Source organism: Sulfitobacter sp. JL08 (assembly GCF_003352045.1).
GTDB lineage: Bacteria > Pseudomonadota > Alphaproteobacteria > Rhodobacterales > Rhodobacteraceae > JL08.
In genome coordinates this window covers 2,688,639-2,713,832 of the sequence record NZ_CP025815.1, presented here as the reverse complement: position 1 = coordinate 2,713,832, position 25,194 = coordinate 2,688,639, and the positions used below count along the sequence as shown (strand labels likewise).

Annotated in this window: 26 protein-coding genes; 22 read left to right on the top strand and 4 right to left on the bottom strand. The window is 57.9% G+C overall.

All coding sequences use genetic code 11. The features are described from left to right. Positions 1–3: 3 nt before the first annotated feature. The 20 genes from nuoF (at position 4) to C1J05_RS13240 (ending at position 17,550) form a co-directional block, all read left to right on the top strand. Positions 4–1,299: an NADH-quinone oxidoreductase subunit NuoF gene (nuoF, locus tag C1J05_RS13335; RefSeq protein ID WP_114870679.1), complete on the top strand. Its 1,296-nt coding sequence runs from the start codon at positions 4–6 to the stop codon at positions 1,297–1,299. Further along, the gene (locus C1J05_RS13330) at positions 1,296–1,694 is read left to right on the top strand and encodes a DUF5333 family protein (RefSeq protein ID WP_114870678.1); all 399 of its coding nucleotides are present in this window, start codon (positions 1,296–1,298) and stop codon (positions 1,692–1,694) included. The genes nuoF and C1J05_RS13330 overlap by 4 nt, the downstream gene beginning before the upstream one ends. Beyond that, on the top strand, positions 1,691–2,116 hold the full coding sequence (locus C1J05_RS13325; RefSeq protein WP_114870677.1) for a hypothetical protein: 426 nt from the start codon (positions 1,691–1,693) through the stop codon (positions 2,114–2,116). Before C1J05_RS13330 ends, C1J05_RS13325 begins: the two co-directional genes overlap by 4 nt. After that, positions 2,116–2,619, top strand: coding sequence for a DUF3291 domain-containing protein (locus C1J05_RS13320; RefSeq protein WP_114870676.1), 504 nt, complete (start codon positions 2,116–2,118; stop codon positions 2,617–2,619). The genes C1J05_RS13325 and C1J05_RS13320 overlap by 1 nt, the downstream gene beginning before the upstream one ends. A gap of 4 nt (positions 2,620–2,623) precedes the next feature. Beyond that, positions 2,624–2,950 carry a hypothetical protein gene (locus tag C1J05_RS13315; RefSeq protein ID WP_114870675.1) on the top strand — a complete coding sequence of 109 codons (327 nt, stop codon included), beginning with the start codon at positions 2,624–2,626 and terminating at the stop codon, positions 2,948–2,950. A gap of 148 nt (positions 2,951–3,098) precedes the next feature. Further along, on the top strand, positions 3,099–3,500 hold the full coding sequence (locus C1J05_RS13310) for a DUF5333 domain-containing protein (protein ID WP_114870674.1): 402 nt from the start codon (positions 3,099–3,101) through the stop codon (positions 3,498–3,500). Between the two features lie 154 nt (positions 3,501–3,654). Beyond that, positions 3,655–5,670, top strand: coding sequence for an NADH-quinone oxidoreductase subunit NuoG (gene nuoG, locus C1J05_RS13305; RefSeq protein ID WP_114870673.1), 2,016 nt, complete (start codon positions 3,655–3,657; stop codon positions 5,668–5,670). Positions 5,671–5,702: 32 nt separating this feature from the next. Further along, positions 5,703–6,077 carry a hypothetical protein gene (locus C1J05_RS13300; protein ID WP_114870672.1) on the top strand — a complete coding sequence of 125 codons (375 nt, stop codon included), beginning with the start codon at positions 5,703–5,705 and terminating at the stop codon, positions 6,075–6,077. Between the two features lie 6 nt (positions 6,078–6,083). After that, complete coding sequence (gene nuoH, locus C1J05_RS13295; RefSeq protein ID WP_114870671.1) at positions 6,084–7,124, top strand: NADH-quinone oxidoreductase subunit NuoH; 1,041 nt, start codon at positions 6,084–6,086, stop codon at positions 7,122–7,124. A gap of 2 nt (positions 7,125–7,126) precedes the next feature. Beyond that, entirely contained in the window at positions 7,127–7,324 is a 198-nt protein-coding gene (locus C1J05_RS13290) for a hypothetical protein (RefSeq protein ID WP_114870670.1), read from the top strand. 1 nt (position 7,325) lies between these two features. Further along, complete coding sequence (nuoI, locus tag C1J05_RS13285) at positions 7,326–7,820, top strand: NADH-quinone oxidoreductase subunit NuoI (protein WP_114870669.1); 495 nt, start codon at positions 7,326–7,328, stop codon at positions 7,818–7,820. Further along, positions 7,817–8,218, top strand: a complete 402-nt coding sequence (locus C1J05_RS13280; protein ID WP_114870668.1) for a carboxymuconolactone decarboxylase family protein — start codon at positions 7,817–7,819, stop codon at positions 8,216–8,218. Before nuoI ends, C1J05_RS13280 begins: the two co-directional genes overlap by 4 nt. Then, a complete protein-coding gene (locus tag C1J05_RS13275) occupies positions 8,215–8,817 on the top strand; it encodes an NADH-quinone oxidoreductase subunit J (protein ID WP_114870667.1) in 603 nt (200 codons plus the stop codon). Before C1J05_RS13280 ends, C1J05_RS13275 begins: the two co-directional genes overlap by 4 nt. A 75-nt stretch (positions 8,818–8,892) precedes the next feature. Further along, positions 8,893–9,198: an NADH-quinone oxidoreductase subunit NuoK gene (gene nuoK / locus C1J05_RS13270; RefSeq protein WP_114870666.1), complete on the top strand. Its 306-nt coding sequence runs from the start codon at positions 8,893–8,895 to the stop codon at positions 9,196–9,198. 7 nt (positions 9,199–9,205) lie between these two features. Then, positions 9,206–11,332 (top strand): NADH-quinone oxidoreductase subunit L, encoded by a 2,127-nt coding sequence (gene nuoL, locus C1J05_RS13265; protein WP_114870665.1) that lies wholly within the window; start codon positions 9,206–9,208, stop codon positions 11,330–11,332. After that, positions 11,332–12,873, top strand: a complete 1,542-nt coding sequence (locus C1J05_RS13260) for an NADH-quinone oxidoreductase subunit M (RefSeq protein ID WP_114870664.1) — start codon at positions 11,332–11,334, stop codon at positions 12,871–12,873. The genes nuoL and C1J05_RS13260 overlap by 1 nt, the downstream gene beginning before the upstream one ends. 20 nt (positions 12,874–12,893) lie before the next feature. Further along, positions 12,894–14,336 (top strand): NADH-quinone oxidoreductase subunit NuoN, encoded by a 1,443-nt coding sequence (gene nuoN / locus C1J05_RS13255; RefSeq protein WP_114870663.1) that lies wholly within the window; start codon positions 12,894–12,896, stop codon positions 14,334–14,336. Continuing rightward, on the top strand, positions 14,326–15,087 hold the full coding sequence (locus tag C1J05_RS13250) for a biotin--[acetyl-CoA-carboxylase] ligase (RefSeq protein WP_114870662.1): 762 nt from the start codon (positions 14,326–14,328) through the stop codon (positions 15,085–15,087). The genes nuoN and C1J05_RS13250 overlap by 11 nt, the downstream gene beginning before the upstream one ends. Before the next feature lie 15 nt (positions 15,088–15,102). Next, the gene (locus tag C1J05_RS13245; RefSeq protein ID WP_114870661.1) at positions 15,103–15,876 is read left to right on the top strand and encodes a type III pantothenate kinase; all 774 of its coding nucleotides are present in this window, start codon (positions 15,103–15,105) and stop codon (positions 15,874–15,876) included. Between the two features lie 3 nt (positions 15,877–15,879). Next, positions 15,880–17,550: a ribonuclease J gene (locus tag C1J05_RS13240; protein WP_114870660.1), complete on the top strand. Its 1,671-nt coding sequence runs from the start codon at positions 15,880–15,882 to the stop codon at positions 17,548–17,550. A gap of 72 nt (positions 17,551–17,622) precedes the next feature. Here the strand turns inward: C1J05_RS13240 and C1J05_RS13235 are convergent, their stop codons facing one another. From C1J05_RS13235 to C1J05_RS13220, 4 genes are all read right to left on the bottom strand, one after another. Continuing rightward, complete coding sequence (locus C1J05_RS13235) at positions 17,623–19,098, bottom strand: DEAD/DEAH box helicase (RefSeq protein ID WP_114870659.1); 1,476 nt, start codon at positions 19,096–19,098, stop codon at positions 17,623–17,625. Between the two features lie 176 nt (positions 19,099–19,274). Further along, positions 19,275–20,201 (bottom strand): glycosyltransferase family 2 protein, encoded by a 927-nt coding sequence (locus tag C1J05_RS13230; RefSeq protein ID WP_114870658.1) that lies wholly within the window; start codon positions 20,199–20,201, stop codon positions 19,275–19,277. A 118-nt stretch (positions 20,202–20,319) separates the two neighbouring features. Continuing rightward, entirely contained in the window at positions 20,320–21,927 is a 1,608-nt protein-coding gene (locus C1J05_RS13225) for a peptide chain release factor 3 (RefSeq protein ID WP_114870657.1), read from the bottom strand. Positions 21,928–22,011: 84 nt separating this feature from the next. Further along, entirely contained in the window at positions 22,012–23,028 is a 1,017-nt protein-coding gene (locus tag C1J05_RS13220) for a Hint domain-containing protein (RefSeq protein WP_114870656.1), read from the bottom strand. A gap of 144 nt (positions 23,029–23,172) precedes the next feature. Between C1J05_RS13220 and C1J05_RS13215 the strand changes: the two genes are divergently transcribed. Together C1J05_RS13215 and C1J05_RS13210 are read left to right on the top strand one after the other, a co-directional pair. Then, positions 23,173–23,952, top strand: a complete 780-nt coding sequence (locus C1J05_RS13215; protein WP_114870655.1) for an SDR family oxidoreductase — start codon at positions 23,173–23,175, stop codon at positions 23,950–23,952. Continuing rightward, positions 23,952–25,076 carry a DNA alkylation repair protein gene (locus C1J05_RS13210; protein ID WP_114870654.1) on the top strand — a complete coding sequence of 375 codons (1,125 nt, stop codon included), beginning with the start codon at positions 23,952–23,954 and terminating at the stop codon, positions 25,074–25,076. Before C1J05_RS13215 ends, C1J05_RS13210 begins: the two co-directional genes overlap by 1 nt. Positions 25,077–25,194: the final 118 nt, after the last annotated feature.

Sequence of the window (25,194 nt, the reverse complement as noted above, 5' to 3'; positions counted from 1 at the left end):
CACATGTTAAAAGACCAGGACCGCATCTTTACCAACCTTTACGGGATGCATGACCGCACGCTGAAAGGCGCGCAGGCACGGGGCCATTGGGATGGCACGGCGAACCTGATCAAACAGGGGCGCGAGTGGATTATCCAGACGATGAAAGACAGCGGCCTGCGCGGGCGTGGCGGTGCGGGGTTTCCCACCGGTCTGAAATGGTCGTTCATGCCTAAGGAAAGCGATGGTCGCCCCAGTTATCTGGTGGTGAATGCGGATGAATCCGAACCCGGAACCTGCAAGGACCGCGAGATCATGCGCCATGATCCGCACACCCTGATCGAAGGCTGTCTGATCGCGTCTTTCGCGATGCAGGCGCATGCGTGCTACATCTACATCCGCGGCGAATACATCCGCGAGAAAGAGGCGCTTCAGGCCGCGATTGACGAAGCCTATGATGCCGGACTGGTGGGCAAGAACGCCTGCAAATCAGGTTTTGATTTCGATATCTACCTGCATCACGGGGCAGGGGCCTATATCTGCGGCGAAGAAACCGCGCTGCTGGAAAGCCTTGAGGGCAAAAAAGGCATGCCACGGATGAAACCGCCGTTCCCGGCGGGCGCGGGGCTTTATGGCTGTCCGACCACCGTGAACAATGTGGAAAGCATTGCAGTGGTGCCCACGATCCTGCGCCGCGGTGCCGATTGGTTTTCGTCGTTCGGGCGGCCCAACAATGCGGGTACCAAGCTTTTTGCCATTTCCGGCCATGTGAAAAACCCCTGTGTCGTCGAAGAGGCGATGTCGATCGGGTTTGAAGAACTGATCGACCGCCACTGCGGCGGCATTCGTGGCGGTTGGAAAAACCTCAAGGCGGTTATTCCGGGTGGATCGTCCGTGCCGCTGCTGCCGCGTGACGTGATGAAAGACGCCATCATGGATTTCGACTGGCTGCGCGAGCAACGCTCGGGTCTGGGGACCGCGGCGGTGATCGTGATGGATCAGGATACCGATGTGATCAAGGCGATCTGGCGGCTTAGCAAGTTTTACAAGCATGAAAGCTGTGGCCAGTGCACGCCGTGCCGCGAAGGCACCGGCTGGATGATGCGGGTCATGGACCGCCTGGTGACAGGCGATGCGGAACCCGAAGAGATCGATATGCTGCTGGACGTGACCAAGCAGGTCGAAGGCCACACGATCTGTGCGCTGGGGGATGCGGCGGCGTGGCCCATTCAGGGCCTGATCCGGCATTTCCGCGACGAAATCGAAGACCGTATCAAACACAAACGCACCGGACGCGTGTCTGCGGTGGCGGCAGAGTGATCCGCACGGCGATCATATGTGTCACGCTTGGCTCGGCCGTGCAGGTGCAGGCGGCTGACCGTCCGGCCCCCGATTATTTTATCGACGCCGTCATGGCGACGACAACGGCCAAACAACTGGCGCTGGCCTGTGCCGATATCAGCATCAACCTGCCCGTGGTCAGTGCTGATTCCGGTGCGGTCATGGACCGGCTGAAAGCGGACGGGTTTGATACCGCGACCGATACGTTGGGCATGACAGACCCTTCCGCGCAGATCGCCGCGATGCAGGTGGCGTTTCTGGACAAGCACAATTTGCAGGAAGGTGCAGCGCAAAGGGATGTTTGTTCCGCTGCACGCGTTGAAATGGCCGAAGGCAGCCAGATCGGCACCTATCTTATGGAGGTAGCGCAATGACAGCGATGACCGTTCGGCTGATCGGGGCCGTGGCTTTGTGCGCGGGGCTTGCGGGATGTGATGCATCACCCAAACCGGCGCGGGCCTTTTCAGATCCGGCCGTGCAAAAACTGTATATGCTGCCGGTGCCCGATTATGTCGGGACCACACGACTGGCCCGACAGGTGGCGCAGGCCTGCCCGCGCTACAGCTATGATCAGGCGCAGGATTTTCAGGTGAACGAAAAGCGCAACGCCGAAGGGCGCGGATCTGTCGCGGCCCTGTCGCAAAGCGGTGGGCTGGAAGTAATGACCGATGTGATCCGGCGCGAGTTTCAGGCAAGACATGATGTGACGGTCGGGCAGGATAATCTGTGCGAAGCCGCAGATCAGGAAAGCGCCGCAAATACCGCGCTTGCATCGCTTCTGGTGCCGGTAAACTGATGGCGACTGAACAGACATATCATCTGGCCGAACTGAATGTGGGCCGTCTGCTGGCGCCGGTTGATGATCCGCGTGTGGCAGAATTCATGGCCAACCTTGACCGCATCAACGGCTTGGGCAAACGGATGCCCGGTTTTGTCTGGATGATGGAAGGTTCGGGCGTACCGGGTACGGGCAACACCGAACATGCCATTGGTAACGATCCGCAATATGTCAGCAATCTGACGGTTTGGGAAAGCGTTGAAAACCTTGAAACATTTGTCTGGGGTACGGTGCACAAGCAGTTCTACGAACGGCGCGCCGAATGGTTCGAGGTGCTGGGAAAGATGCATTTCGTGATGTGGTGGGTGCCCGCCGGGCACTGCCCGACGCTGGAAGAAGCCTTGGAAAAACTGGATCATTTGCGCACGCATGGCGATAGCGATGCGGCGTTCGGATGGTCCTATCTGGAACAGGCCACGGCATGGCGCACCCACGGGTGCAGCCCTGTTGCGGCGGAGTAGTCGAATGCGTGCAGGATTATTACTGGTACTGGCTGCGGCCCTGATCGCGGGATGCGAAAAACGCTCGGAACGGGTGGCGTTCGATGGACAGTTCTACAATTCCAAAGCCAAAAAGGTCGATGGCGATCTGTCACAGTTTCAGGTGTCGGTGTCGCCGGTATCGCAATCCCTGACCGGCGCGAAAGAGGCGGGACGGTACGAGGCCACCAAATATTGCATCAAGAATTACGGCACGTCCGATATCATCTGGGCCGTCGGGCCCGATGCCGAAGATGCGACACTGCCAATTGAAAAGAATTCGCTGTATCTGCGCGGGGAATGTGACGGATGATGCTGCCGCCCCGGCATAACCACGCGCAACGATCCGCCCAAAAGGCGCGGTTTGGCGCGTGTTATTGCATATCACGCGGGGCAATCCCCATTTGCGGTTGGACAGGCGGCGCAGTGCGCGCCGGCGTTCACGCAAAAGGAGAGATGTTATGCGTATGATACTGGGTGTTTTAGCGGCAGGTGTTCTGGCAACCGGCGTTGCGGCGGCCAAGCCGCCCTTGCGCGATGTTGCGGTGGTGGATGACGGTATTCTGGCCTTGGTTCTGGCCAATGAAATTCAGGAAACATGCCCTGACATCAAGCCGCGTTTGCTCAAGGCTTACAATTTTCTGATGTCGCTGAATTCGCATGCGGAATCTCTGGGCTACACCTATGAGGAAATCAGGGAATACCGAAAGTCGGATGCGGAAAAAGAACGGATGCGCGCGCGGGGTGAAGCCTATGCACGCTCCAACGGTGCCGATCCGGCCAAACCCGAAACGCTATGCCCGCTAGGCCTTGCCGAAATCGAGAAAGGCAGCCCCATCGGCGTGCTGTTGCGATCCAGGTGAGTGCTTTGGCTTTCATATCCCTGCCGGGCTTTGCCCGCCGAAACGGTGCGATCCGTTGCGCCAAAACATCTGGCCTGACGGCCGGTCCGAAATACACCGCGTGCCGGGGGGCTTGGACAGTGCCCGCCATCCGGCAGTTCACAGGAAGCTGTAAATGAACGATCTGAAGAAAATCATCATCGACGGAACCGAGGTTGAAGTAGACGGGGCGATGACCCTGATCCAGGCCTGTGAACAGGCGGGTGTCGAAATCCCGCGCTTCTGTTATCACGAGCGACTGTCGATTGCCGGCAATTGCCGGATGTGTCTGGTTGAAGTTGTCGGCGGACCGCCCAAACCTGCAGCCAGCTGTGCCATGCAGGTGCGCGATCTGCGCCCCGGCCCCGAAGGCCAGCCCCCGGTGGTGAAAACCAATTCACCGATGGTGAAAAAGGCGCGCGAAGGCGTGATGGAATTCCTGCTGATCAACCACCCGCTGGATTGTCCGATCTGCGATCAGGGCGGAGAATGTGACTTGCAGGATCAGGCAATGGCCTATGGCGTGGATTTTTCCCGCTTCCGCGAGCCCAAACGCGCCACCGAAGATCTTGATCTGGGTCCGCTGGTAGAAACCCACATGACCCGCTGCATTTCCTGCACCCGCTGCGTGCGCTTTACCACGGAAGTGGCCGGTATCACCCAGATGGGGCAGACCGGTCGCGGCGAAGATGCCGAAATCACATCCTATCTGGGCGAAACACTCGATTCCAACCTGCAGGGCAACATTATCGATCTGTGTCCGGTCGGCGCGCTGGTGTCCAAGCCTTACGCGTTCACCGCACGCCCGTGGGAACTGACCAAGACGGAAAGCATCGATGTGATGGATGCGCTCGGCTCTAACATCCGTGTGGATACCAAGGGCCGCGAAGTCATGCGTTTTCTGCCGCGCAACCATGACGGTGTGAACGAGGAATGGATTTCAGACAAATCCCGCTTTGTCTGGGACGGATTGCGCCGCCAGCGGCTGGACCGCCCCTATGTGCGCAAAAACGGCAAGCTTCAGGCGGTCACCTGGCCCGAGGCGCTTTCGGCTGCTGCGGCGGCGATGAAAGGCAAGAAACTGGCCGGTGTGGTGGGTGATCTGGCCCCGGTCGAAGCTGCCTTTGCGCTGAAACAATTGATCGAAGGGCAGGGCGGCGTTGTCGAATGCCGCACCGATGGCGCAAAACTGCCTGCGGCAAACCGCAGCGGATATGTCGGCACGGCGGCGATAGAAGACATCGACAGCGCCGAAATGATCATGCTGATTGGCACCAATCCACGGATCGAAGCCCCTGTTCTGAACGCACGAGTGCGCAAGGCATGGTCGCGCGGTGCCAATATCGGCCTGATCGGCGAAGCCGTTGATCTTACATATGAATATTCCCACATGGGCACCGATCGCGCCGCGCTGGACAAGCTGTCACAGCAACCTATCGATGCGGCCAAGGACAAGAACAGCCTTGTCATTGTGGGCATGGGCGCATTGCAGGAGGCTGACGGCGCCGCAGTGCTGGCCGCAGTGATGCAGCTTTGTGAAAACTCGCAATCCAAACTTCTGGTGCTGCACACCGCGGCGGGGCGCGTTGGCGCGCTGGACGCCGGATGCACCAATAACGGCGGAATGGACGCCGTTGCGCAGGCCGAGGTGATTTACAATCTTGGTGCGGACGAGGTTGATATCGCCGCCGGCCCCGTTGTGATCTATCAGGGCAGCCACGGGGATCGCGGGGCACATCGTGCCGATATCATTCTGCCGGGCGCGGCATATACCGAAGAACAGGGCCTGTTCGTGAACACCGAAGGACGCCCGCAACTGGCGCTGCGTGCCGGATTTGCACCGGGCGAAGCCAAGGAAAACTGGGCCATCCTGCGTGCACTCAGCGCGGAAATGGGGGCGCAGCTTCCCTATGATTCACTGGCGCAGCTGCGCAGTGCACTGGTGGGCGATGCGCCGCATCTGGCACTAATCGACGAGGTGCCGGAAAACACATGGCAGGCCGAACCCAAGGGCAAACTGGGCAAGGCGACGTTCCGCAACGCACTTGGCGATTTCTATCTGACAAACCCGATCGCCCGCGCCTCGGAACTGATGGCGGAACTGTCCGCCGGTGCCAAAGCACGCAACAGTGGAAAGATCGCGGCCGAATAATGCGGAACGGGTGGATCATATGCCCTTTGCTGATGCTGATCGCAGGCGCGGTATCCGGTTGCGAGCCGCAACGCGTGGTGGATGAAACCGCAGTGTTCGCCCCCGACTATCAGGGCGTGACGACGCAATTGTTGCAGGATGATCTGGTTAATTTTCAGGTTGCCATGACAGGGGCACGCACTGCCGAAGATGTGGCAGAATACGCGGAATGCGCTGCCGCGCAGTATACGCTGATCCGGGGATACGGATTTGCGCGTCATTTGCGCACAAATGTGCAAGAGGAGGGTGGCGTGTGGGTCGCAGATGCTGTTTACACAATCTCGCCATCACTGCCCGACGGAAGCCGGACACTCGACGCCGAAGTTGTGACGGCCCATTGTGCAGAAAACGGAATACCCACGGTGTGAGGACATATGGCTGATTTCTTTACCACGACCTATACCGGCATTGGACTGCTGATCGTTGGGCAAATCTTTCTTCTGGTGATTCCGCTGCTTCTGGCACTGGCCTTCTTGATGTATGCCGACCGCAAGATCTGGGCTGCCGTTCAAATGCGGCGCGGGCCCAACGTGGTTGGTGTGTTCGGCCTGCTGCAAAGCTTTGCCGATTTCCTGAAATACATCGTGAAAGAGGTCGTGTTCCCCGCAGGGTCCGACAAGGCCGTGTTCCTGCTGGCCCCGATGGTGTCACTGGTTATGGCGCTGATCGCGTGGGCGGTGATCCCGTTCAACGATGGCTGGGTCCTGTCGGACATCAATGTCGCCATTCTTTACGTTTTCGCGGTGTCCTCGCTTGAGGTTTACGGCGTGATCATGGGCGGGTGGGCGTCAAACTCGAAATATCCGTTCCTCGGGTCGCTTCGTTCAGCGGCGCAGATGATTTCATACGAGGTCAGCATCGGTCTGATTATCATCGGTGTGATCATTTCGACCGGCAGCATGAATTTCGGTGATATCGTGGCAGCGCAGGATGGCGGTTACGGCTTTCTCAGCTGGTATTGGCTGCCACATTTCCCGATGCTGATCCTGTTCTTCATCTCGGCGCTGGCTGAAACCAACCGCCCGCCTTTCGACCTGCCCGAGGCGGAAAGCGAACTGGTGGCCGGGTATCAGGTTGAATATTCGTCCACGCCGTTCCTGTTGTTCATGATCGGTGAACTGGTGGCCGTGGTTCTGATGTGCGCGCTGGTGTCGCTGCTGTTCCTTGGCGGTTGGCTGTCGCCGATCCCGGGACTGCAGGACGGCATTTTCTGGATGATCCTGAAAATGGGCGTCGTGTTCTTCTTCTTCTCGATGGTCAAGGCGATCACGCCACGCTACCGCTATGACCAGTTGATGCGCCTGGGCTGGAAAGTGTTCCTGCCGTTCTCGCTGTTCTGGGTTGTGTTTGTGGCGTTTGCCGCGAAATTCGAATGGTTTGGCGGCGTGTTTGCGCGTTATGCGGTCGGGGGCTAGGAATGCAGCTTGCGGACCATATCAAATCGGCGGACGCAGAAGAATTGAGTGCGCTGGCGGAATTCCTGCTGGTGCAGTTCGATGTCTTTGAGAAATCGGCTTCGCAGGATGGGTTGACGCCTGCGGCGCTGATGAATGTGCAAAAAGCCATAGGGGCATGGGCCTATATGCAAACCAATTCTGCCGACCAAGGAGATTGATGTGACACAGATCGATTATACACGTGCCGCGAAATACTTCCTGCTTCAGGATTTCTTTGTCGGGTTCAAACTGGGTTTGAAATACTTTTTCCGCCCCAAGGCGACACTGAACTATCCGCATGAAAAAGGGCCATTGTCGGCCCGTTTCCGCGGCGAACACGCGCTGCGCCGGTATCCCAACGGAGAAGAGCGCTGTATTGCGTGCAAGCTGTGCGAAGCGATCTGCCCCGCGCAGGCCATCACAATCGATGCCGAACCGCGCGAAGACGGCAGCCGGCGCACCACGCGCTATGATATCGACATGACCAAATGCATCTATTGCGGTTTTTGCCAGGAGGCCTGCCCGGTCGATGCCATTGTGGAAGGTCCGAATTTCGAGTTTGCCACCGAGACCCGTGAAGAGCTGTTCTATGACAAGGACAAGTTGCTGGAAAACGGCGACCGCTGGGAGGCAGAGATTGCCCGCAATCTGGAAATGGATGCGCCCTACCGATGACTGATGCAACAAACCCGTTCGAAGCGATGATGAAGCAGGCGCAGGAGATGGCGAAAGCGCTGAACCCTGCGCTGGAATCGTTTTCGCCCAAAGGTTTCGAAAGCCTGTGGCCGACGATGCCCAAGGAAATGATGGAAATGATGTTCGGCAACGCGGTGAACGAAGACGGGCTGGATGCGAAAACCCGCCTGCTGCTGACGCTGGCGGGCCTGACCATGCAGGGCGCACAGGCCGATGTTGCCGTGCGCCAGACTGTGCGCCACGCGCTTGAGGCGGGGGCCAAGAAACAGGAAATCGTGGAAACCATCGGCCAGATGTCGATGTTCGCGGGCTTGCCTGCGATGAACCGCGCACTGGAACTGGCGCAGGACGTGATGAAAGAGGACGACAAGAAATGACCGTGTTTGCCTTTTACCTGTTTGCGATCTGCGTGATCGCGGGCGGATTGTTCACTGTCATCAGCCGCAATCCGGTGCATTCGGTGCTGTGGCTGATCCTTGCGTTTCTGTCATCGGCCGGATTGTTCGTGCTGCTGGGGGCCGAATTTGTCGCGATGCTGCTGATCATTGTCTATGTCGGCGCGGTTGCGGTGCTGTTCCTGTTTGTCGTGATGATGCTGGATATCGATTTTGCCGAGTTGAAGGCCGAAATGGCGCGCTATATGCCGCTGGCCCTGCTGATCGGTGTGATCCTGTTGATGCAGTTCGGCATCGCTTTTGGTGTCTGGGAAACCAGCGCAGCGGCAGACAGCATGCGCGCGCAGGTGGCCCCGGTGGACCGGCACAATACCGAAGCGCTGGGGATGATCCTTTATGACCAGTATTTTCTGCTGTTCCAGCTGGCAGGGCTGATCCTGCTGGTGGCGATGATCGGGGCGATCGTGCTGACGCTGCGCCACCGTGTGGATGTGAAACGGCAGGATGTGATTGCGCAGATGATGCGTGATCCGGCCAAGGCAATGGAACTGAAAGACGTAAAGCCGGGCCAGGGACTATAAGCGTTTTCTGCACGCAGGAAACGAAACGGGGTTCATCAAGAACCTCGGCAACAAAAAAGAACGTGGGACGAAACGATGATCGGACTTGAACATTACCTGATTGTGGCGGCGACGCTGTTTGTGATCGGCATTTTCGGGCTTTTCCTGAACCGCAAGAACGTGATCATCCTGCTGATGAGCATCGAACTGATGCTGCTGGCCGTGAATATCAATCTGGTCGCATTCTCGAGCTTTCTGGGTGATCTGGTCGGGCAGGTGTTTACCCTGTTTGTCCTGACGGTCGCCGCAGCAGAAGCAGCGATCGGTCTGGCCATTCTGGTCTGTTTCTTCCGCAACCGTGGGACAATCGCGGTTGAAGATGTCAACGTGATGAAGGGCTAAGAGACCAATGGAAACCATCATCCTCTTTGCCCCGCTGGTGGGCAGCCTGATCTGCGGGTTCGGCTGGAAGTTCATCGGTGAAACGGCTGCCCTTTGGGTCTCGACCGGATTGCTGTTCCTGTCCGCGCTGCTCAGCTGGATTGTGTTCCTCGGCTTTGACGGCGTGACCGAACAGATCCAGATCCTGCGCTGGATCGAAAGTGGAACACTTAGCACCGACTGGGCGATCCGGATGGACCGGCTGACCGCGATCATGCTGATCGTGATCACCACAGTGTCCGCACTGGTGCACCTTTATTCCTTTGGCTACATGGACAATGATCCGCAATGGCGCGAAGGCGAAACCTATAAACCGCGTTTCTTTGCCTATCTGTCGTTCTTTACCTTTGCGATGCTGATGCTGGTCACAGCCGACAACCTCGTGCAGATGTTCTTTGGCTGGGAAGGTGTGGGCGTTGCTTCGTACCTGCTGATCGGGTTCTACTATCGCAAACCCAGCGCCAATGCCGCCGCGATCAAGGCGTTTGTCGTCAACCGGGTCGGCGATTTCGGTTTTGCATTGGGCATATTCGCGCTGTTTTACCTGACAGACAGCATCCGGTTCGACGATGTATTTGCCGCTGTGCCGGAACTTGCAGAAACGCAACTGGCGTTTTTGTGGGGGGAATGGAATGCAGCCAACCTGATTGCTGTTCTTCTGTTCATCGGGGCAATGGGTAAATCTGCACAGCTGTTTTTGCACACTTGGTTGCCGGACGCGATGGAAGGCCCGACACCGGTGTCGGCGCTGATCCACGCGGCAACCATGGTGACGGCGGGGGTTTTCCTTGTGTGCCGGATGTCGCCGCTGATGGAGTTTGCACCAGCCGCCATGGCGTTTGTTACCGTAATCGGTGCCACCACAGCGTTTTTCGCGGCGACAGTGGGTCTGGTCCAGACCGATATCAAGCGCGTCATCGCCTATTCGACCTGTTCGCAACTGGGCTATATGTTCGTGGCCGCCGGTGTTGGCATGTATTCGGCTGCGATGTTCCACCTGCTGACGCACGCGTTTTTCAAGGCGCTGCTGTTCCTTGGGGCCGGTTCGGTGATCCACGCGATGCACCACGAACAGGACATGACCAATTATGGCGGGTTGCGTAAGAAGATACCCTACACCTACTGGGCGATGATGATCGGCACGCTGGCGATTACCGGCGTCGGCATCCCGCTGACCTATATCGGCTTTGCCGGGTTTCTGTCCAAGGACGCGATCATCGAAAGCGCCTATGCGGGCGGGTCCGGCTATGGGTTCTGGCTGCTGGTCGTGGCTGCTGCCATGACAAGTTTTTACAGCTGGCGCCTGATGTTCCTGACGTTTTTCGGCACCCCGCGCGGCGACAAGCACACGCACGAGCATGCCCATGAATCGCCCAAGGTCATGCTGATCCCGCTGGGTGTTCTGAGTGTTGGTGCGGTGCTGGCCGGCATGGTCTGGCATTCAAGCTTTTTTGGCCACACCGACGAAGTGGCAAAGTTCTACGGCATCCCCTACGAGGAAGCGGGCGTGCATGGCGATGATGCCGCCCATGGCGAAGCTGCGAGCGATACGGACACCGACCATAGCGGGGCTGCGGCGACGGCAGAAGGTGCAGACCACGGCGACGCCAAAGAACATCACTATGCTTTTGCCGGCAATCCGGGCGATGGCGCACTTTACTTTGGCAAGGACAACACCGTGCTGGATGATGCCCATAATGTGCCAAAATGGGTCAAGGTAAGCCCGTTTGTCGCGATGCTGGGCGGTTTGATCATGGCGTTGTGGTTTTACATCTGGAACCCAAGCCTGCCCGCGCGTCTGGCCGAAAACCAGCGCCCGCTCTACCTGTTCTTCAAGAACAAATGGTATTTTGACGAACTTTATGACGTGATCTTTGTCGGTCCGGCCAAAGCCATTGGGCGGTTCCTGTGGAAACGCGGCGACGGCAATGTGATTGACGGCAGCCTGAATGGCGTGGCGATGGGAATTGTTCCGTTCTTCACCCGCCTCGCGGGCCGGTTTCAGTCGGGTTACATCTTTACCTACGCATTCGCGATGGTGATCGGAATTGTTCTTCTGGTCACTTGGATGTCTCTGGGCGGGGGAGCAAACTAATGGACAACCTGCTGACGATTGTAACGTTCATTCCGGCCATTGCGGCGCTTATCCTGCTGGTCTTTTTGCGCGGCGATGACGAGGCCGCCAACCGCAATGCCAAATGGCTTGCGCTGATTGCGACATCGGCCACCTTTATCGTGTCCCTGTTCATTCTGGCAGAGTTTGATCCGAACGACACCGGGTTCCAGTTTGTCGAACAGGGCGAATGGCTGCTGGGCCTGCAATACAAGATGGGTGTTGATGGCATTTCGGTTCTGTTTGTGATGCTGACCACATTCATGATGCCGCTGACAATCGCGGCCTCCTGGAATGTGGAAACCCGCGTCAAGGAATACATGATCGCGTTCCTGTTGCTGGAAACACTGATGCTGGGCGTTTTCATGGCGCTGGATCTGGTGCTGTTCTACTTGTTCTTCGAGGCCGGATTGATCCCGATGTTCCTGATCATCGGCATATGGGGCGGCAAGGAGCGGATTTACGCCAGCTTCAAATTCTTTCTATATACCTTCCTTGGATCGGTTCTGATGTTGGTGGCAATGGTTGGCATGTTTGCTGATGCAGGCACCACTGACATTGAAAAACTGCTGGTTCACCAGTTTGCCTTTGGCGATATCGATGTGCTGGGTGTGCATGTTGTCGGCGGAATGCAAACGCTGCTGTTCCTGGCCTTCTTTGCCAGCTTTGCGGTGAAAATGCCTATGTGGCCGGTGCATACATGGTTGCCCGATGCGCACGTTCAGGCCCCGACTGCGGGGTCTGTGGTTCTGGCCGCGATCCTGTTGAAAATGGGCGGGTACGGGTTCTTGCGCTTCAGCCTGCCGATGTTCCCTGTCGGCTCTGAAGTGCTGACGCCTCTGGTTCTGTGGATGAGCGCGATTGCGATTGTCTATACGTCGCTGGTGGCACTGGTGCAGGACGATATGAAAAAGCTGATCGCCTATTCATCCGTGGCGCATATGGGCTTTGTCACCATGGGGATTTTCGCCGCCAACCAGCAGGGCGTGGACGGTGCAATTTTCCAGATGATCAGCCACGGCTTCATTTCGGGCGCGTTGTTCCTGTGCGTCGGCGTGATCTATGACCGCATGCACACCCGCGAGATCGAGGCCTATGGCGGTCTGGTGAACCGGATGCCGGCCTATGCGCTGATCTTCATGCTGTTCACCATGGCCAATGTCGGCCTTCCGGGTACGTCCGGTTTCGTCGGTGAATTCCTGACGCTGATGGGGATATTCCAGGTCAACACGTGGGTGGCGGCTGTTGCCACATCCGGTGTGATCTTTTCGGCGGCCTATGCGCTGTGGCTTTATCGCCGTGTGGTGTTTGGAGATCTGATCAAGGAAAGCCTGAAGTCGATCACGGATATGACCCGCCGCGAAAAGGCGATATTCGCGCCGCTTGTGGTGATGACGATCCTGCTGGGGGTCTATCCCGCGCTGGTGCTTGATATCATCGGCCCCTCGGTCGAGGCGCTGGTTTCCAATTATGACACGGCCCTGGCCGCGGCGGATGCCGCCAGCCAGATCGCGTCGAACTAGAAAAAGAAAAGGCCCGGGCCATGCTTGTTGCTGATCTGAACGTTATCCTGCCGGAAATGATGCTGGCCGTGTACGCGATGCTGGCGTTGTTGGGGGCCGTTTATACCTCCAAGGACGGTGCCGCCCCGCTTCTGGTCTGGGCGACAGCGGCCCTGATGGTTGGTCTGGCCTTGTGGATCGGCATGACGGGCGAGGGCACGCAAGTGGCCTTTAACGGCATGTTCATCGAAGACAGCTTCGCGCGGTTTGCCAAGGTGACGATCCTGCTATCCGCCGCCGCCGTTCTGGTGATGAGCGAGGAATACATGCAGCGCCGCGGCCTGCTGCGGTTTGAATATCCGCTGCTGGTGGCGCTGAGTGCCGTGGGCATGATGATGATGGTCAGCGCGGGCGATCTGATGGCGCTGTACATGGGATTGGAACTGCAATCTCTGGCGCTTTACGTGGTCGCGTCTTTGCGCCGCGACTCGGTCAAATCAACCGAGGCGGGATTGAAATATTTTGTTCTGGGCGCGTTGTCTTCGGGGCTGCTGCTTTATGGTGCATCGCTGGTTTACGGTTATGCAGGCACAACCCTGTTCAGCGGTATCATCCAGACGGCAGTTCATGGCGAAGTGTCGCTGGGCCTGTTGTTCGGGCTGGTCTTCCTGATTTCCGGCATGGCGTTCAAGGTGTCGGCGGTGCCGTTTCACATGTGGACACCTGATGTCTACGAAGGATCGCCCACGCCGGTGACCGCATTTTTTGCCACCGCGCCCAAGGTGGCGGCGATGGGCCTGTTCGCGCGCGTGATGCATGATGCCTTTGGCGGCGCAGTTTCGGACTGGAGCCAGATCATCGCGCTGCTGTCCGTCCTGTCGATGTTTCTGGGCGCCTTTGCCGCGATCGGGCAGACCAACATCAAACGGCTGATGGCTTATTCTTCGATCGCGCATATGGGCTATGCCCTGATGGGTCTTGCTGCGGGTACGGCTTTTGGGGTGCAGGCGCTGCTGATCTACATGGCGATCTATGTAACGATGAATGTCGGCACATTCGCGTTTATCCTGATGATGCAGAAAGACGGCGCGCCGGTCACGGATATTTCCGCGCTCAACATGTACTCCAAACGTGAACCGGGCAAGGCGCTGGCCTTGCTGATTCTGCTGTTCAGCCTTGCGGGTGTGCCACCGATGCTGGGCTTTTTCGGCAAGCTTTATGTGTTGCGCGCCGCGGTCGAGGCGGATCTGGTCTGGCTGGCGATTGCCGGTGTGGTCGCATCGGTCATCGGTGCATTCTATTATCTGCGCATCGTCTTCTACATGTATTTCGGAGAGGACCGTGCCGACGAGCTGGACAGCGGATCCACCCCCGTTTTGTGGGGTTTCCTGATCGCGTCAGCCGCAATCATGCTGCTGGGCATCGTCAATATGTTCGGCGTCGAAGGTGCGGCGGCGGCAGCGGCGGCATCGCTTGTCAACTAAACAACCTGTCTGGCCTGTGGGTTACGGGTTACACCGGCTGGCCGAGATCGACAGCACGCTGGACGAGGCGGCCCGCATTGCACCGGGCCTGACAGGCCCTACATGGATTTTGGCCGATCGCCAGACGGCGGCGCGGGGGCGGCGGGGGCGCGCATGGGTCAACCCAAAGGGAAACCTGGCCGCGACACTGGTCATGCGCCCCAAAGGCCCTGTGGATCAGATTGCCTTGCGCTCGTTCGTGGCGGCGCTGGCGCTGTTTGATGCGGTTGCAACCTCGACCGGGCGCGCGCAGGGGCTGGCGCTGAAATGGCCCAATGATGTTCTGCTGAACGGTGGCAAGCTGGCCGGTATCCTGTTGGAAAGCGCAGGGCAGGGTGGGCAGGCCGCCTATCTGGCCATCGGTATCGGGGTCAACCTGATCGCAGCCCCTGATGGCGATGCGGTCGAACCCCACGCTGTGCGCCCCGTGTCGCTGCTTTCTGAAACCGGGGTCGCAATCGAGGCCGAAGATTTTCTGACCATTTTGGCATCGTCCTATGCAGCCTATGAAACACAGTTTGACACCTACGGGTTCGAACCGATCCGCGCCGCATGGCTGAACCGTGCCGCGCGTCTGGGCGAGGTGATCACCGCGCGCACGGCGTCCAGTGAAACCACGGGCACCTTTGAAACGGTGGACGGGCGGGGTAACCTTGTTCTGCGTACGGCAACGGGGCCGGTATCCATCCCCGCTGCCGATATCTATTTCTGAAAGGGGGGCGCTGCGATGCTTCTGGCGATTGACTGCGGCAACACCAACACGGTTTTTTCCATTTGGGACGGGCAGGCGTTTATCGGCACATGGCGCGCCTCGACCGAATGGCAGCGCACGGCGGATCAGTATTATGTCTGGCTTAGCACGTTGATGAAATTGCAAAACATTGACGTGCCGATCACCGACATGATCATTTCGTCGACGGTGCCGCGGGTTGTGTTCAACCTGCGGGTTCTGGCCGATCGCTATTTCAATACGCGCCCGCTGGTGGTGGGCAAGCCCGAATGCCTGCTGCCTGTCGATGTGCGGGTCGACGAAGGCACACAGGTCGGCCCCGACCGTCTGGTCAATACGGTAGCGGGGTTTGATCTTTATGGCGGCGATCTGATCATGGTGGATTTCGGCACCGCGACAACCTTTGATGTGGTTGATACAGATGGCGCCTATGTGGGCGGAGTTATTGCGCCGGGCGTGAACCTGAGCCTTGAGGCTTTGCATCTGGCGGCGGCCGCCTTGCCGCATGTAGACATCACAAAGCCGCAAAACGTGGTGGGCACCAATACTGTTGCCTGTATGCAATCCGGGGTTTTTTGGGGTTACGTCGGACTGGTTCGTGAGATATGTGCCCGCATTAAGGCGGAACGTGCCCGCGAAATGCGCGTGATCTCAACAGGCGGTCTGGCCCCGCTGTTTCAGCAGACAGAAGCGTTGTTCGACGACTTTCAGGATGATCTGACCATGCACGGCCTGACCGTTATACATAAGTATAACAAGGATAATTCTTAAAATATGAGCAATGAACGTTTGATTTACCTTCCCCTTGGCGGGGCGGGTGAAATTGGTATGAACGCCTATGTGTACGGCTATGGAAAACCTGGCAAGGAACGCCTGATTCTGGTCGATCTGGGTGTTACATTCCCCGATATGGATGGCACGCCGGGGGTTGATCTGATCCTGCCCGACATGACCTGGCTGAAACAGAATGCCGACCGGCTTGATGCGATATTCATCACCCATGCCCACGAGGACCATGTTGGCGCGGTGCCGCATTTCTATGCCGATCTGAAAGCGCCGATATATGCGCGCCCGTTCACGGCCAATATCGCACGCGCCAAACTGGAAGATAACGGCCATCCTGCCGAAGCTGTTAGTGTTGTTTCCCAATGGCCTCAGCAAACCGTGGCGGGGCCTTTTTCTGTCGGCTTTCTGCCAATCTCGCATTCGATCCCCGAATCTTCAGCTCTTGTGATCGACAGCCCGGACGGGCGGGTGATTCACACCGGTGATTTCAAGCTGGATAAAACACCTATTGTCGGCGAACCGTTTGATCCCGAGCTATGGGCCGAGGTGGCCAAACCGGGTGTCAAAGCGTTAGTCTGCGACAGTACAAACGTATTTTCGCGCCATGCTGGCCGGTCCGAAGTGTCGGTTGGCCCCGAGATCGAAGCGCTGGTCAGTGCGGCCAATGGCATGGTGGTCGCCACGACATTTGCATCCAACGTGGCCCGTGTCAAAACGCTGGCCGAGGCGGGCGACCGTGCCGGGCGTTCGATCGTGCTGCTGGGGCGGGCGATGAAACGTATGGTGGAAGCGGCCATTGAAACCGGTGTGCTGACAGGGTTTCCCCGTGTCGTCAGCCCCGAAGATGCCAAAGGCATTCCGCGTGAAAACCTGATGCTGCTGGTAACAGGCAGCCAGGGCGAACGGCGCGCCGCCAGCGCCCAGCTTGCGCGCGGAACCTATCAGGGGTTCGAGATGAAAGACGGTGATCTGTTCCTGTTTTCATCCAAAACCATTCCCGGCAACGAACGCGGCGTCATTCGGATTGTGAACGCGTATTCCGAAATTGGTGTGGATGTGGTGGATGAAAGCTCGGGCGGGCATTACCACGTGTCCGGTCACGCAAATCGCCCCGATCTCGAAACGATGCACGATCTGGTCAAGCCGCAGATGCTGATCCCGATGCACGGGGAACACCGCCATTTGCGCGAACATGTCAAACTGGCCGCCAGCAAGGGGCTGCAGGGGGTCGTGGCCGTGAACGGTATGATGATCGACCTGAGTGGCAATGCCCCGACGGTGGCGGAATACATCGAAACAGGACGTACCTATCTGGATGGGACGGTTCAGATCGGCGCGCTGGACGGGGTTGTGCGCAACCGGATCCGGATGGCGCTGAACGGCCATGTGATCGTGACGGTGATCATCGATGATGAAAACGAACCATTGGGCGATGCATGGTGTGAAACCATGGGGTTGGCAGAGGTTGGGCACAGCCGTGCGCCGCTGGTCGACGTGCTGGAAGAAGACCTGAGCCAGTTTCTGAATCGCGCGAATGAAAAAACGCTGTCGGATGACGCCAAACTGGAAGAGGCGTTACGTCGTATAGTGCGTCAAAGCACGCAGAACGAAATCGGCAAAAAGCCGGAAGTGACCGTGGTGGTCAGCAGGCTTAGTTAAGCGAAACAGGGTTTTCCATTGGAAAACCCTGTTATTGTCCGGTTCGGAATTTTGTCTGTTCGCGCCTGTTGATCAGGACGTTTCGCTTTCGGTGCGCTCTTCAAAGCTCATCGCGATAAAGCCGGGCATATGATCGCCCAGTCCGACGGGGCTGTTGCCGCTGTCACGATTGCCGGAACTGCGGCTGCGCCCGCCTCTGGTATTGCGGTTTTGCTTGTCCTGATCGCCTGATTGATCCTGCTTTTGCGGGGCTGTTTCAGCCTTGTCCGGTGCCGGCTTTTGATCGGGCGTTGTATCGGTCTTGGCCGGTTTGCGCGACCGGGTGCGTTTCTTGGGCCCTGTCGACTCGCCTTCGCCTTTTGGCTCGGCCGTATCCGCCTGTGGGGCAGGAGCATTGGTGCCGCGCGGATCAGCCAGACGCGGTATTTCCTTTTGCACAAGCCGTTCAATATCCGCGAGGTTCTTTTCGTCCCGCGGGATGCAGATCATCACAGCCTTGCCATCGCGACCGGCACGGCCAGTTCGGCCGATCCGGTGCACGTAATCTTCGGCATGGCTGGGCACGTCGAAATTGAAAACGTGACTGACGGCTGGCACGTCAAGGCCGCGTGCGGCCACATCGGATGCAACCAGAAACCGCAATGTACCCGCGCGAAACCCATCCAAAGTGCGGGTCCGCTGCGACTGATCCAGATCACCGTGGATCGGGGCCGCGTCATAGCCGTGTTTTGCCAGCGATTTTGATACGATATCCACATCGGTTTTGCGATTGCAGAAGATGATCGCGTTTGTGCATTTGTCGCCTTCGGCATCAATCAGCGCACGCAGGGCATCGCGCTTCTCGCTCGGCTCGCGATCCTTGCGGCTGCCTTTGAACATCAGAACCCCCTGTTTGATGTTTTCGCCGGTTGTCGCCTGACGCGCCACTTCTACGCGGGCAGGGGCCGACAGGAAGGTGTTTGTGATCCGTTCGATCTCGGGCGCCATGGTGGCGCTGAAAAACAGGGTTTGGCGGGTAAACGGCGTCAGGCTGAAAATACGTTCGATATCGGGGATGAACCCCATGTCCAGCATTCTGTCGGCTTCGTCCACAACCATGATCTGAACGCCGGTCAGCAACAGCTTGCCCCGTTCGAAATGATCCAGCAGGCGGCCCGGTGTGGCAATCAGAACGTCGACGCCCCGATCAATCAGCATATCCTGTTCCTTGAAGGACACGCCGCCGATCAGCAGCGCCTTGGTCAACTTCAAGTGTTTTGTGTAAGTGTCGAAGTTTTCGGCAACTTGTGCCGCCAACTCTCGGGTCGGGCACAGCACCAAAGATCTTGGCATACGCGCCCGTGCACGGCCCCGTGCCAGAAGGGTAATCATCGGCAGCACAAAGCTTGCCGTCTTGCCGGTGCCGGTCTGGGCGATGCCCAATACATCCCGGCCTTCCAGCGCTGCGGGAATTGCGCCCGCCTGAATCGGTGTCGGGGTTTCATACCCGGCTTCGTCAATGGCTTTTAAAACCTTGGGATTCAGGTTTAGATCAGAAAATTTTGTCATATGTATCCGCAAGTTGCGGACACAACCTGGCCCGCGCATCTGGTTCGAACCGGACCCGTATGGCCCTGTGGCTATTCACATTTCTGGTTCTTGCTGCAGCGCTTAGCAAATACCCGGGGCCGGGTCAAACAGATGCGGTGATTTCGCGTGATTATGCCGATAATCGAAACGATGGATCAGGTTCCAGGAAACAATGCGCGGCGTTTGCGGTCCAGATTCAGATCATGGCTGCGCAAGACACCCTGCGCCTGCAAACGCTGCCGCAGATCGGGTGTGTCCTGCGCCACCTCTGCAAAGAACCTGCGCAAGGCATCTGTTCCGCCCTTGCGGTCCAGTTGCAGCAAAAAGTGATGCAGGTTTACGCCGTTTTCGCCTGCCGCCGCGGCCAATTCGGCGCGATACGCGCCTTTTTCAAGGCGATATTGATAGGATTCGATCCAATGTTGCCATGTCCGGGCGTGAAAATGGCACAGATCGACCTGCGGCAATTCGGTTTGCCCCGGATTCATCACGTCGCCTTGAAACATGTTGTGGATTTTGTAGGTCACGTTGTCCAACCCGGTGCGCACAAAAAGCTTGCCCGCCACATGGCTCAGAAAACCACCCTTCAGGTAGGTGCCGTAGGTCGGATAGATTTCATCGACGATGCGGGCGCGGTGCGGGCCGCTGGGAATGAACCCTTTGAATGCAGTGCCATCTCCGTCTGCCAGCACTTCGACCGGGCGGATGCGGGCGCACAGGATGTCGGGGGGCAATGCGGCCAGTATCTGCGCAATATCGCCGGATGGGCTAAGGAACTCGTCAACATCGATATGGGTCAGCCAGTCCACCTCGGGTTTTCTTGCATAAGCATGGGTGGCGTTCCGGCTTTGGCGCACCTGATGCTTGATCGGGCGTTTGCCACCCTGTCTTGCCCAGAACGCTGCATCGCAGGTGGCGACACGAACTTTCGGATGTGATTTCAAAAGGGTAAACGCCTCTTCTGATGCTTCATCCAGATAAATGTACAGCCGGTGGGCCCCCTGATCCAGATGATAGGCGGCAAAGTTCAGAACATCCCTGACCGGTGCTTTGATGGTTGCGACAAGGCCCCAATGTGTCATGTGCTTTCCCCGGTCTGCATCGGGCGCCCGGCCCGTAGACTTCACCGCAGCCTAGCACAAGTGGCCTGATCCGAAAGCCGATGCGTGCGGGACTGACCTTGCTTGTGACGTGGTCGACTCAGGCCATCATTGTCTTTGTCGCGGTCAGTTGCACATCGGGAAAATCCCGTTCCACGCGATCAATATCCCATTGCAGCCGTGTCAGATACACAATGTCACCATCGTGATCGTGTGCGATGTGCTGCTTGTTGGATTGAACAAATTTATCAACGGCTTGCCGCGTTCCGCTGACCCAGCGGGCGCTGGTGAACTGGCTTTGATCAAAGCGCACAGGCAGGCCGTATTCCAGTTCGATCCGGCTGGCCAGAACTTCGAACTGCAATTGCCCGACGACCCCGACAATAAAGCCGGAGCCAAAGCTGGGCTTGAAAACCTTGGCGGCGCCTTCTTCGGCAAATTGCATCAGCGCCTTTTCAAGATGTTTGGCCTTCATCGGGTCGCCTGCGCGACAGGATTGAAGCAGTTCGGGTGCGAATGACGGGATGCCGCTGACCCGCAGCGCCTCGCCCTCGGTCAACGTGTCGCCGATACGCAACTGGCCGTGGTTGGGAATGCCGATGATATCACCTGCCCACGCTTCATCCGCAAGCTCCCGATCCGAGGCGAGAAACAGAACCGGGTTGGTGATCGCCATCGGTTTCTTTGTTCTGACATGGGTCAGTTTCATACCGCGTTTGAAATGCCCCGAGGCCATGCGGACAAAGGCCACGCGATCACGGTGCTTGGGATCCATGTTCGCCTGAACTTTGAAGACAAAGCCGGAAACCTTTGTTTCTTCTGGTAAAATACTGCGCGGTTCGGCCGATTGTATCTGGGGCTGCGGGCCGTATTTCCCGATCCCTTCCATCAGTTCACGCACGCCAAACGAATTGATCGCAGAGCCGAACCAGATCGGGGTCAATGTGCCTTCCTGAAAGGCCTTGGGATCCAAAGGCGGCATCAACTCGCGCACCATTTCAAGATCTTCAAGCAGCTTGGCCAGCAGCGCGGGGGGGACATGCTGGGCCAGTTTCGGATCATACAGCCCGTTTATTTCGACGGTTTCCGCCACCTTGTTGCGGTCCGCGCGGTCCATCAGTTCAAGCCGGTCACGCAGCAGGTCGTAGCATCCGATAAAATCGCGGCCCAGGCCGATAGGCCAGCTGGCCGGTGTCACGTCAATTGCCAGATTTTCCTGGATCTCGTCGATGATATCAAAGACATCGCGGCTTTCGCGGTCCATCTTGTTACAGAATGTCAGGATCGGCAGATCGCGCAGGCGGCAAACCTCGAACAGTTTCTGGGTCTGGCTTTCCACGCCCTTGGCGCCATCAATCACCATCACGGCGGCATCGACCGCCGTCAGCGTGCGATAGGTATCTTCGGAAAAGTCAGAGTGGCCGGGCGTATCAACAAGATTAAAGCGGAACTCTTTGAAATCAAAAGACATTGCAGATGCGGAAACGGAAATGCCGCGATCCTTTTCCATCTGCATGAAGTCGGATCGGGTGCGCCGTGCTTCGCCTTTGGCACGGACCTGTCCGGCCATCTGGATCGCGCCGCCAAACAGCAGAAACTTTTCAGTCAACGTGGTTTTCCCCGCGTCGGGATGCGAGATTATCGCAAAGGTCCGGCGGCGGGCAATTTCGGCAGGCAATTCAGGGCGGTTTGAAAGGGTGTCCAACATAACCGCGCATATAGGCAGACCGCGCAGCAAGCGCAAGAAAATCAGTGTTGTGATGGCATTTGACTTCGCCCGGTCCTGCGCGGGTCAGCTGGACGAGGAGCGGCGCAGGATTTCTGCGGCGTTGCGGCCTTCCAGCAAGGCGCGTGCCACGTCAAGCCCGCGATGCGGGCGGTCTGTGTGGCCGGGAATGGTTTGGCCCAGCTTTTCGCTCAGATCCTTGGGCAATGCCGGACGGGTCAGGGAATCGATCAACATGGATTCTGCGGCAATGCCTTCGGCATAGATGATCTGGTGGCGGTCGAATAACAGCTGGAAATAGTCGACGAAGCCGCCGTTCTGAACCTGGATTGTTGTTCCGTTGACCAGATGTCGCGCTTTCACCAGAACCTCGGGCCGGCCTGTTCCCAGTGCATCGGTCCGTTGATACACAAACAGGCGGTGATCAGGGCTGACGATCAAATCTCGTTCGTTATTAAGGGTTTGCGCCATGATCTTGATAGGTGCAAAAGCCCCGACCGCGCGCACCGTGTTCTGCCCGATCCAGCGAATTTTCTGCGCGCCATCATCGCGGGTCAGTACGCGATCACCCGGCCTGAGATTCTGGACCGGCACCTGTTCACCCGATGCCATGGTAATATGCGTTCCACGCGTAAAGGACACACAAGCGACCTGCGCGAATTTCGTGCGGGCCAGATTGATATCGATCCCGACAACAGCATAAAGGGTGGTCGGTTCCATCGGGGCCAGCGGCAGCAGGTACACCTCGTTCAACTTGCCCTTTTTGTTGGCTTCGACCAGAACAATTGCCTCTGTCGTTGTCCCGTCAGGCGACATCAGCGTCAGTGCGCAATCCAGATGCAGGGGATGCCCCGGTTTGCCGGCCTCTGATCCGGGGCCGACACTGTATCTGCCGTTATCGACCGACTGGATGGTCAAGCGGGTCAGTGTGGCGTCCGGTTCCAGCGCGTAGCAATCATCCAGCATGATTTCTTCGGCAATCGCCAGCCCATCGCCCAGATTGGCACCGTTCCGCACGCAAAACTGGTCACCGCGATAGACGCGCAGCGCATGTTCCGGACTGTCAAAATCCAAGGGTGGCATGTTTGGTGTTGCCTTGTCAGCATTTGGTGAAAACCGTCTGAACACAAGAATGTGTCAGCATGTGGCCGATGTATCGGTGTTTTGCTGGCAATGGGGCATGACGTGGTGTTACCCAAGGGGAAATTTCACCAAGGGAGATCACTTATGGATTTGGGTATAGCAGGCAAGCGCGCCATCATCTGCGCGTCTAGCAAGGGATTGGGTCTGGGCTGTGCCGAGGCGTTGGCCGCGGCTGGTGTGCATCTGGTGATGAATGCGCGCGGGGCGGACGCCTTGGAACTTTCAGCAGCGGCGATACGCGCCGAACACGACGTCGAAGTCACTTCCGTTGCGGCGGATATCACGACAGAGCAGGGGCGTGCCGCGGTTCTGGAGGCAGCCGGTGATGTCGACATTCTGGTGACAAATGCGGGCGGTCCACCGCCGGGCATGTGGCATGACTGGGATCGTGATGATTTCATCAAGGCGCTCGACGCCAACATGCTGGCCCCGATTGCGATGATGACCGCACTGTTGCCGCCCATGATGGATCGCGGGTGGGGCCGTGTGGTTAACATCACGTCGCAGTCGGTGAAGGCTCCGATCGGGGTTCTGGGCCTGTCCAACGCGGCGCGCACGGGTCTGACGGGCTATGTGGCGGGCACATCGCGCCAGGTGGCCGGCAAGGGCGTCAACATCAACAACCTGTTGCCGGGCATCCACGCCACAGACAGGGCGGACGCGCTGGATGGTGGTGTGGTCAAGGCGCGCGGTATCACGCTGGATCAGGCGCGCAGTGAACGGGCGGCAAGCATTCCGGCAGGTCGCTATGGCACGCGGCAGGAATTTGGCGCGGCCTGCGCGTTTCTGTGTTCGCAGCATGCGGGGTTCATTGTCGGGCAAAACATCCTGCTGGACGGCGGGGCTACGAACGCAACGATCTGATGGCACAGTTTTCGCTGAAAGATCATCTGTTTAACGCCGAGTCTTTACGCGACTTTGCGAATGAAATGTCGACCGGAATTCCCGGATTCGACGCGGATGCCTATCATCGTGACACACTGGCCGGATTTGGGGATCGTGCGTTGCTGGAGCGGCTGGACTGGATGGCCGATTGTCTGGAGCCGTACCTGCCCAAGGATTTCAACGAAATGGCATCGCAGTTGGAAGCCGCGATGCCTCCACCGCTGGATCCGCAGCGCACGGATGATGATTTCGGGCGCTTCATTCATGCGGTTCCGGGCATCCTTGCCGTGCGCCACGGGCTGGAACATCATCGCGACCGGGCGCTTGATCTGCTTCATGCCGCAACACAGCGGTTTTCGATGGAGTTCTATATTCGCCCGTTCCTGAATGTGTGGCCAGAAGAAACCCTGCGCCGTTTGGCGGTTTGGGCGCGCGATGATAATTATCATGTCCGCCGGCTGGTATCAGAGGGCACGCGGCCCAAACTTCCCTGGGCCAAGGCGGTTTCGATCGAACCTGATAAAGTTCTCCCACTGCTGGACATCCTGCATGCTGACAACACAAGATACGTGACAAGATCGGTTTCCAACCATCTGAATGATATAGCTAAAACTGATTCAGATCTGGTGATGGACAGGCTGGAAAAATGGGCCGGCGACAGGCGGCAAGACCAGACGGAACTGGCTTGGATGACGCGGCACGCCTTGCGGGTTCTGATCAAACAGGGAAATGCCCGCGCCCTGGGCGTGATGGGTTTTGACCCGCAGGCACAGGTTGATGTCGTGCTGCATCTGGAAGACGCGTGTGTCCATGTGGGTGATAATTTGACATTTGATGTGACAATTGCCGCCCGAAACGAGGCGCCGGTTCTGATAGATTACGTCATCCGGTTCCTGAAAAGTTCGGGGCAGCACGCGCCGAAAGTGTTCAAGCTGAAGCAGGCCGTTGTGCAGCCCGGACAGCCGCTGACTTTTCGCAAGAACCACAGGTTCAAAGGCGATGCGACAACGTTCCGGCTGTATCCCGGGACGCATTATATCGGCGTGCAGGTTAACGGTATCCTGACACAGGAAGCGGCGTTCACGCTGTTGCCGCCCGCGTGACGGTAAGCTGTGGCGATCAATTGCACCTTGGGGCGCAGCACAGGCTTGCGGGCCGGAAATCGGGCTGATAGGGACATATTCCAAATCCGATGGTTTTGATCGGATATCCAAGAGGCCG

Coding starts and splice junctions, on each gene's coding strand:
- C1J05_RS13220 (WP_114870656.1), bottom strand. CDS start 23,028: ATGCCACCCTTGGATTTTGACAGTCCGGAACATGCGCTGCGCGTCTAT.
- C1J05_RS13225 (WP_114870657.1), bottom strand. CDS start 21,927: ATGTTGGACACCCTTTCAAACCGCCCTGAATTGCCTGCCGAAATTGCC.
- nuoG (WP_114870673.1), top strand. CDS start 3,655: ATGAACGATCTGAAGAAAATCATCATCGACGGAACCGAGGTTGAAGTA.
- C1J05_RS13300 (WP_114870672.1), top strand. CDS start 5,703: ATGCTGATCGCAGGCGCGGTATCCGGTTGCGAGCCGCAACGCGTGGTG.
- nuoH (WP_114870671.1), top strand. CDS start 6,084: ATGGCTGATTTCTTTACCACGACCTATACCGGCATTGGACTGCTGATC.
- C1J05_RS13235 (WP_114870659.1), bottom strand. CDS start 19,098: ATGACAAAATTTTCTGATCTAAACCTGAATCCCAAGGTTTTAAAAGCC.
- nuoL (WP_114870665.1), top strand. CDS start 9,206: ATGGAAACCATCATCCTCTTTGCCCCGCTGGTGGGCAGCCTGATCTGC.
- C1J05_RS13275 (WP_114870667.1), top strand. CDS start 8,215: ATGACCGTGTTTGCCTTTTACCTGTTTGCGATCTGCGTGATCGCGGGC.
- C1J05_RS13260 (WP_114870664.1), top strand. CDS start 11,332: ATGGACAACCTGCTGACGATTGTAACGTTCATTCCGGCCATTGCGGCG.
- C1J05_RS13240 (WP_114870660.1), top strand. CDS start 15,880: ATGAGCAATGAACGTTTGATTTACCTTCCCCTTGGCGGGGCGGGTGAA.
- C1J05_RS13315 (WP_114870675.1), top strand. CDS start 2,624: ATGCGTGCAGGATTATTACTGGTACTGGCTGCGGCCCTGATCGCGGGA.
- nuoF (WP_114870679.1), top strand. CDS start 4: ATGTTAAAAGACCAGGACCGCATCTTTACCAACCTTTACGGGATGCAT.
- C1J05_RS13215 (WP_114870655.1), top strand. CDS start 23,173: ATGGATTTGGGTATAGCAGGCAAGCGCGCCATCATCTGCGCGTCTAGC.
- nuoK (WP_114870666.1), top strand. CDS start 8,893: ATGATCGGACTTGAACATTACCTGATTGTGGCGGCGACGCTGTTTGTG.
- C1J05_RS13310 (WP_114870674.1), top strand. CDS start 3,099: ATGCGTATGATACTGGGTGTTTTAGCGGCAGGTGTTCTGGCAACCGGC.
- C1J05_RS13280 (WP_114870668.1), top strand. CDS start 7,817: ATGACTGATGCAACAAACCCGTTCGAAGCGATGATGAAGCAGGCGCAG.
- C1J05_RS13245 (WP_114870661.1), top strand. CDS start 15,103: ATGCTTCTGGCGATTGACTGCGGCAACACCAACACGGTTTTTTCCATT.
- C1J05_RS13325 (WP_114870677.1), top strand. CDS start 1,691: ATGACAGCGATGACCGTTCGGCTGATCGGGGCCGTGGCTTTGTGCGCG.
- C1J05_RS13230 (WP_114870658.1), bottom strand. CDS start 20,201: ATGACACATTGGGGCCTTGTCGCAACCATCAAAGCACCGGTCAGGGAT.
- nuoN (WP_114870663.1), top strand. CDS start 12,894: ATGCTTGTTGCTGATCTGAACGTTATCCTGCCGGAAATGATGCTGGCC.
- C1J05_RS13210 (WP_114870654.1), top strand. CDS start 23,952: ATGGCACAGTTTTCGCTGAAAGATCATCTGTTTAACGCCGAGTCTTTA.
- C1J05_RS13320 (WP_114870676.1), top strand. CDS start 2,116: ATGGCGACTGAACAGACATATCATCTGGCCGAACTGAATGTGGGCCGT.
- C1J05_RS13290 (WP_114870670.1), top strand. CDS start 7,127: ATGCAGCTTGCGGACCATATCAAATCGGCGGACGCAGAAGAATTGAGT.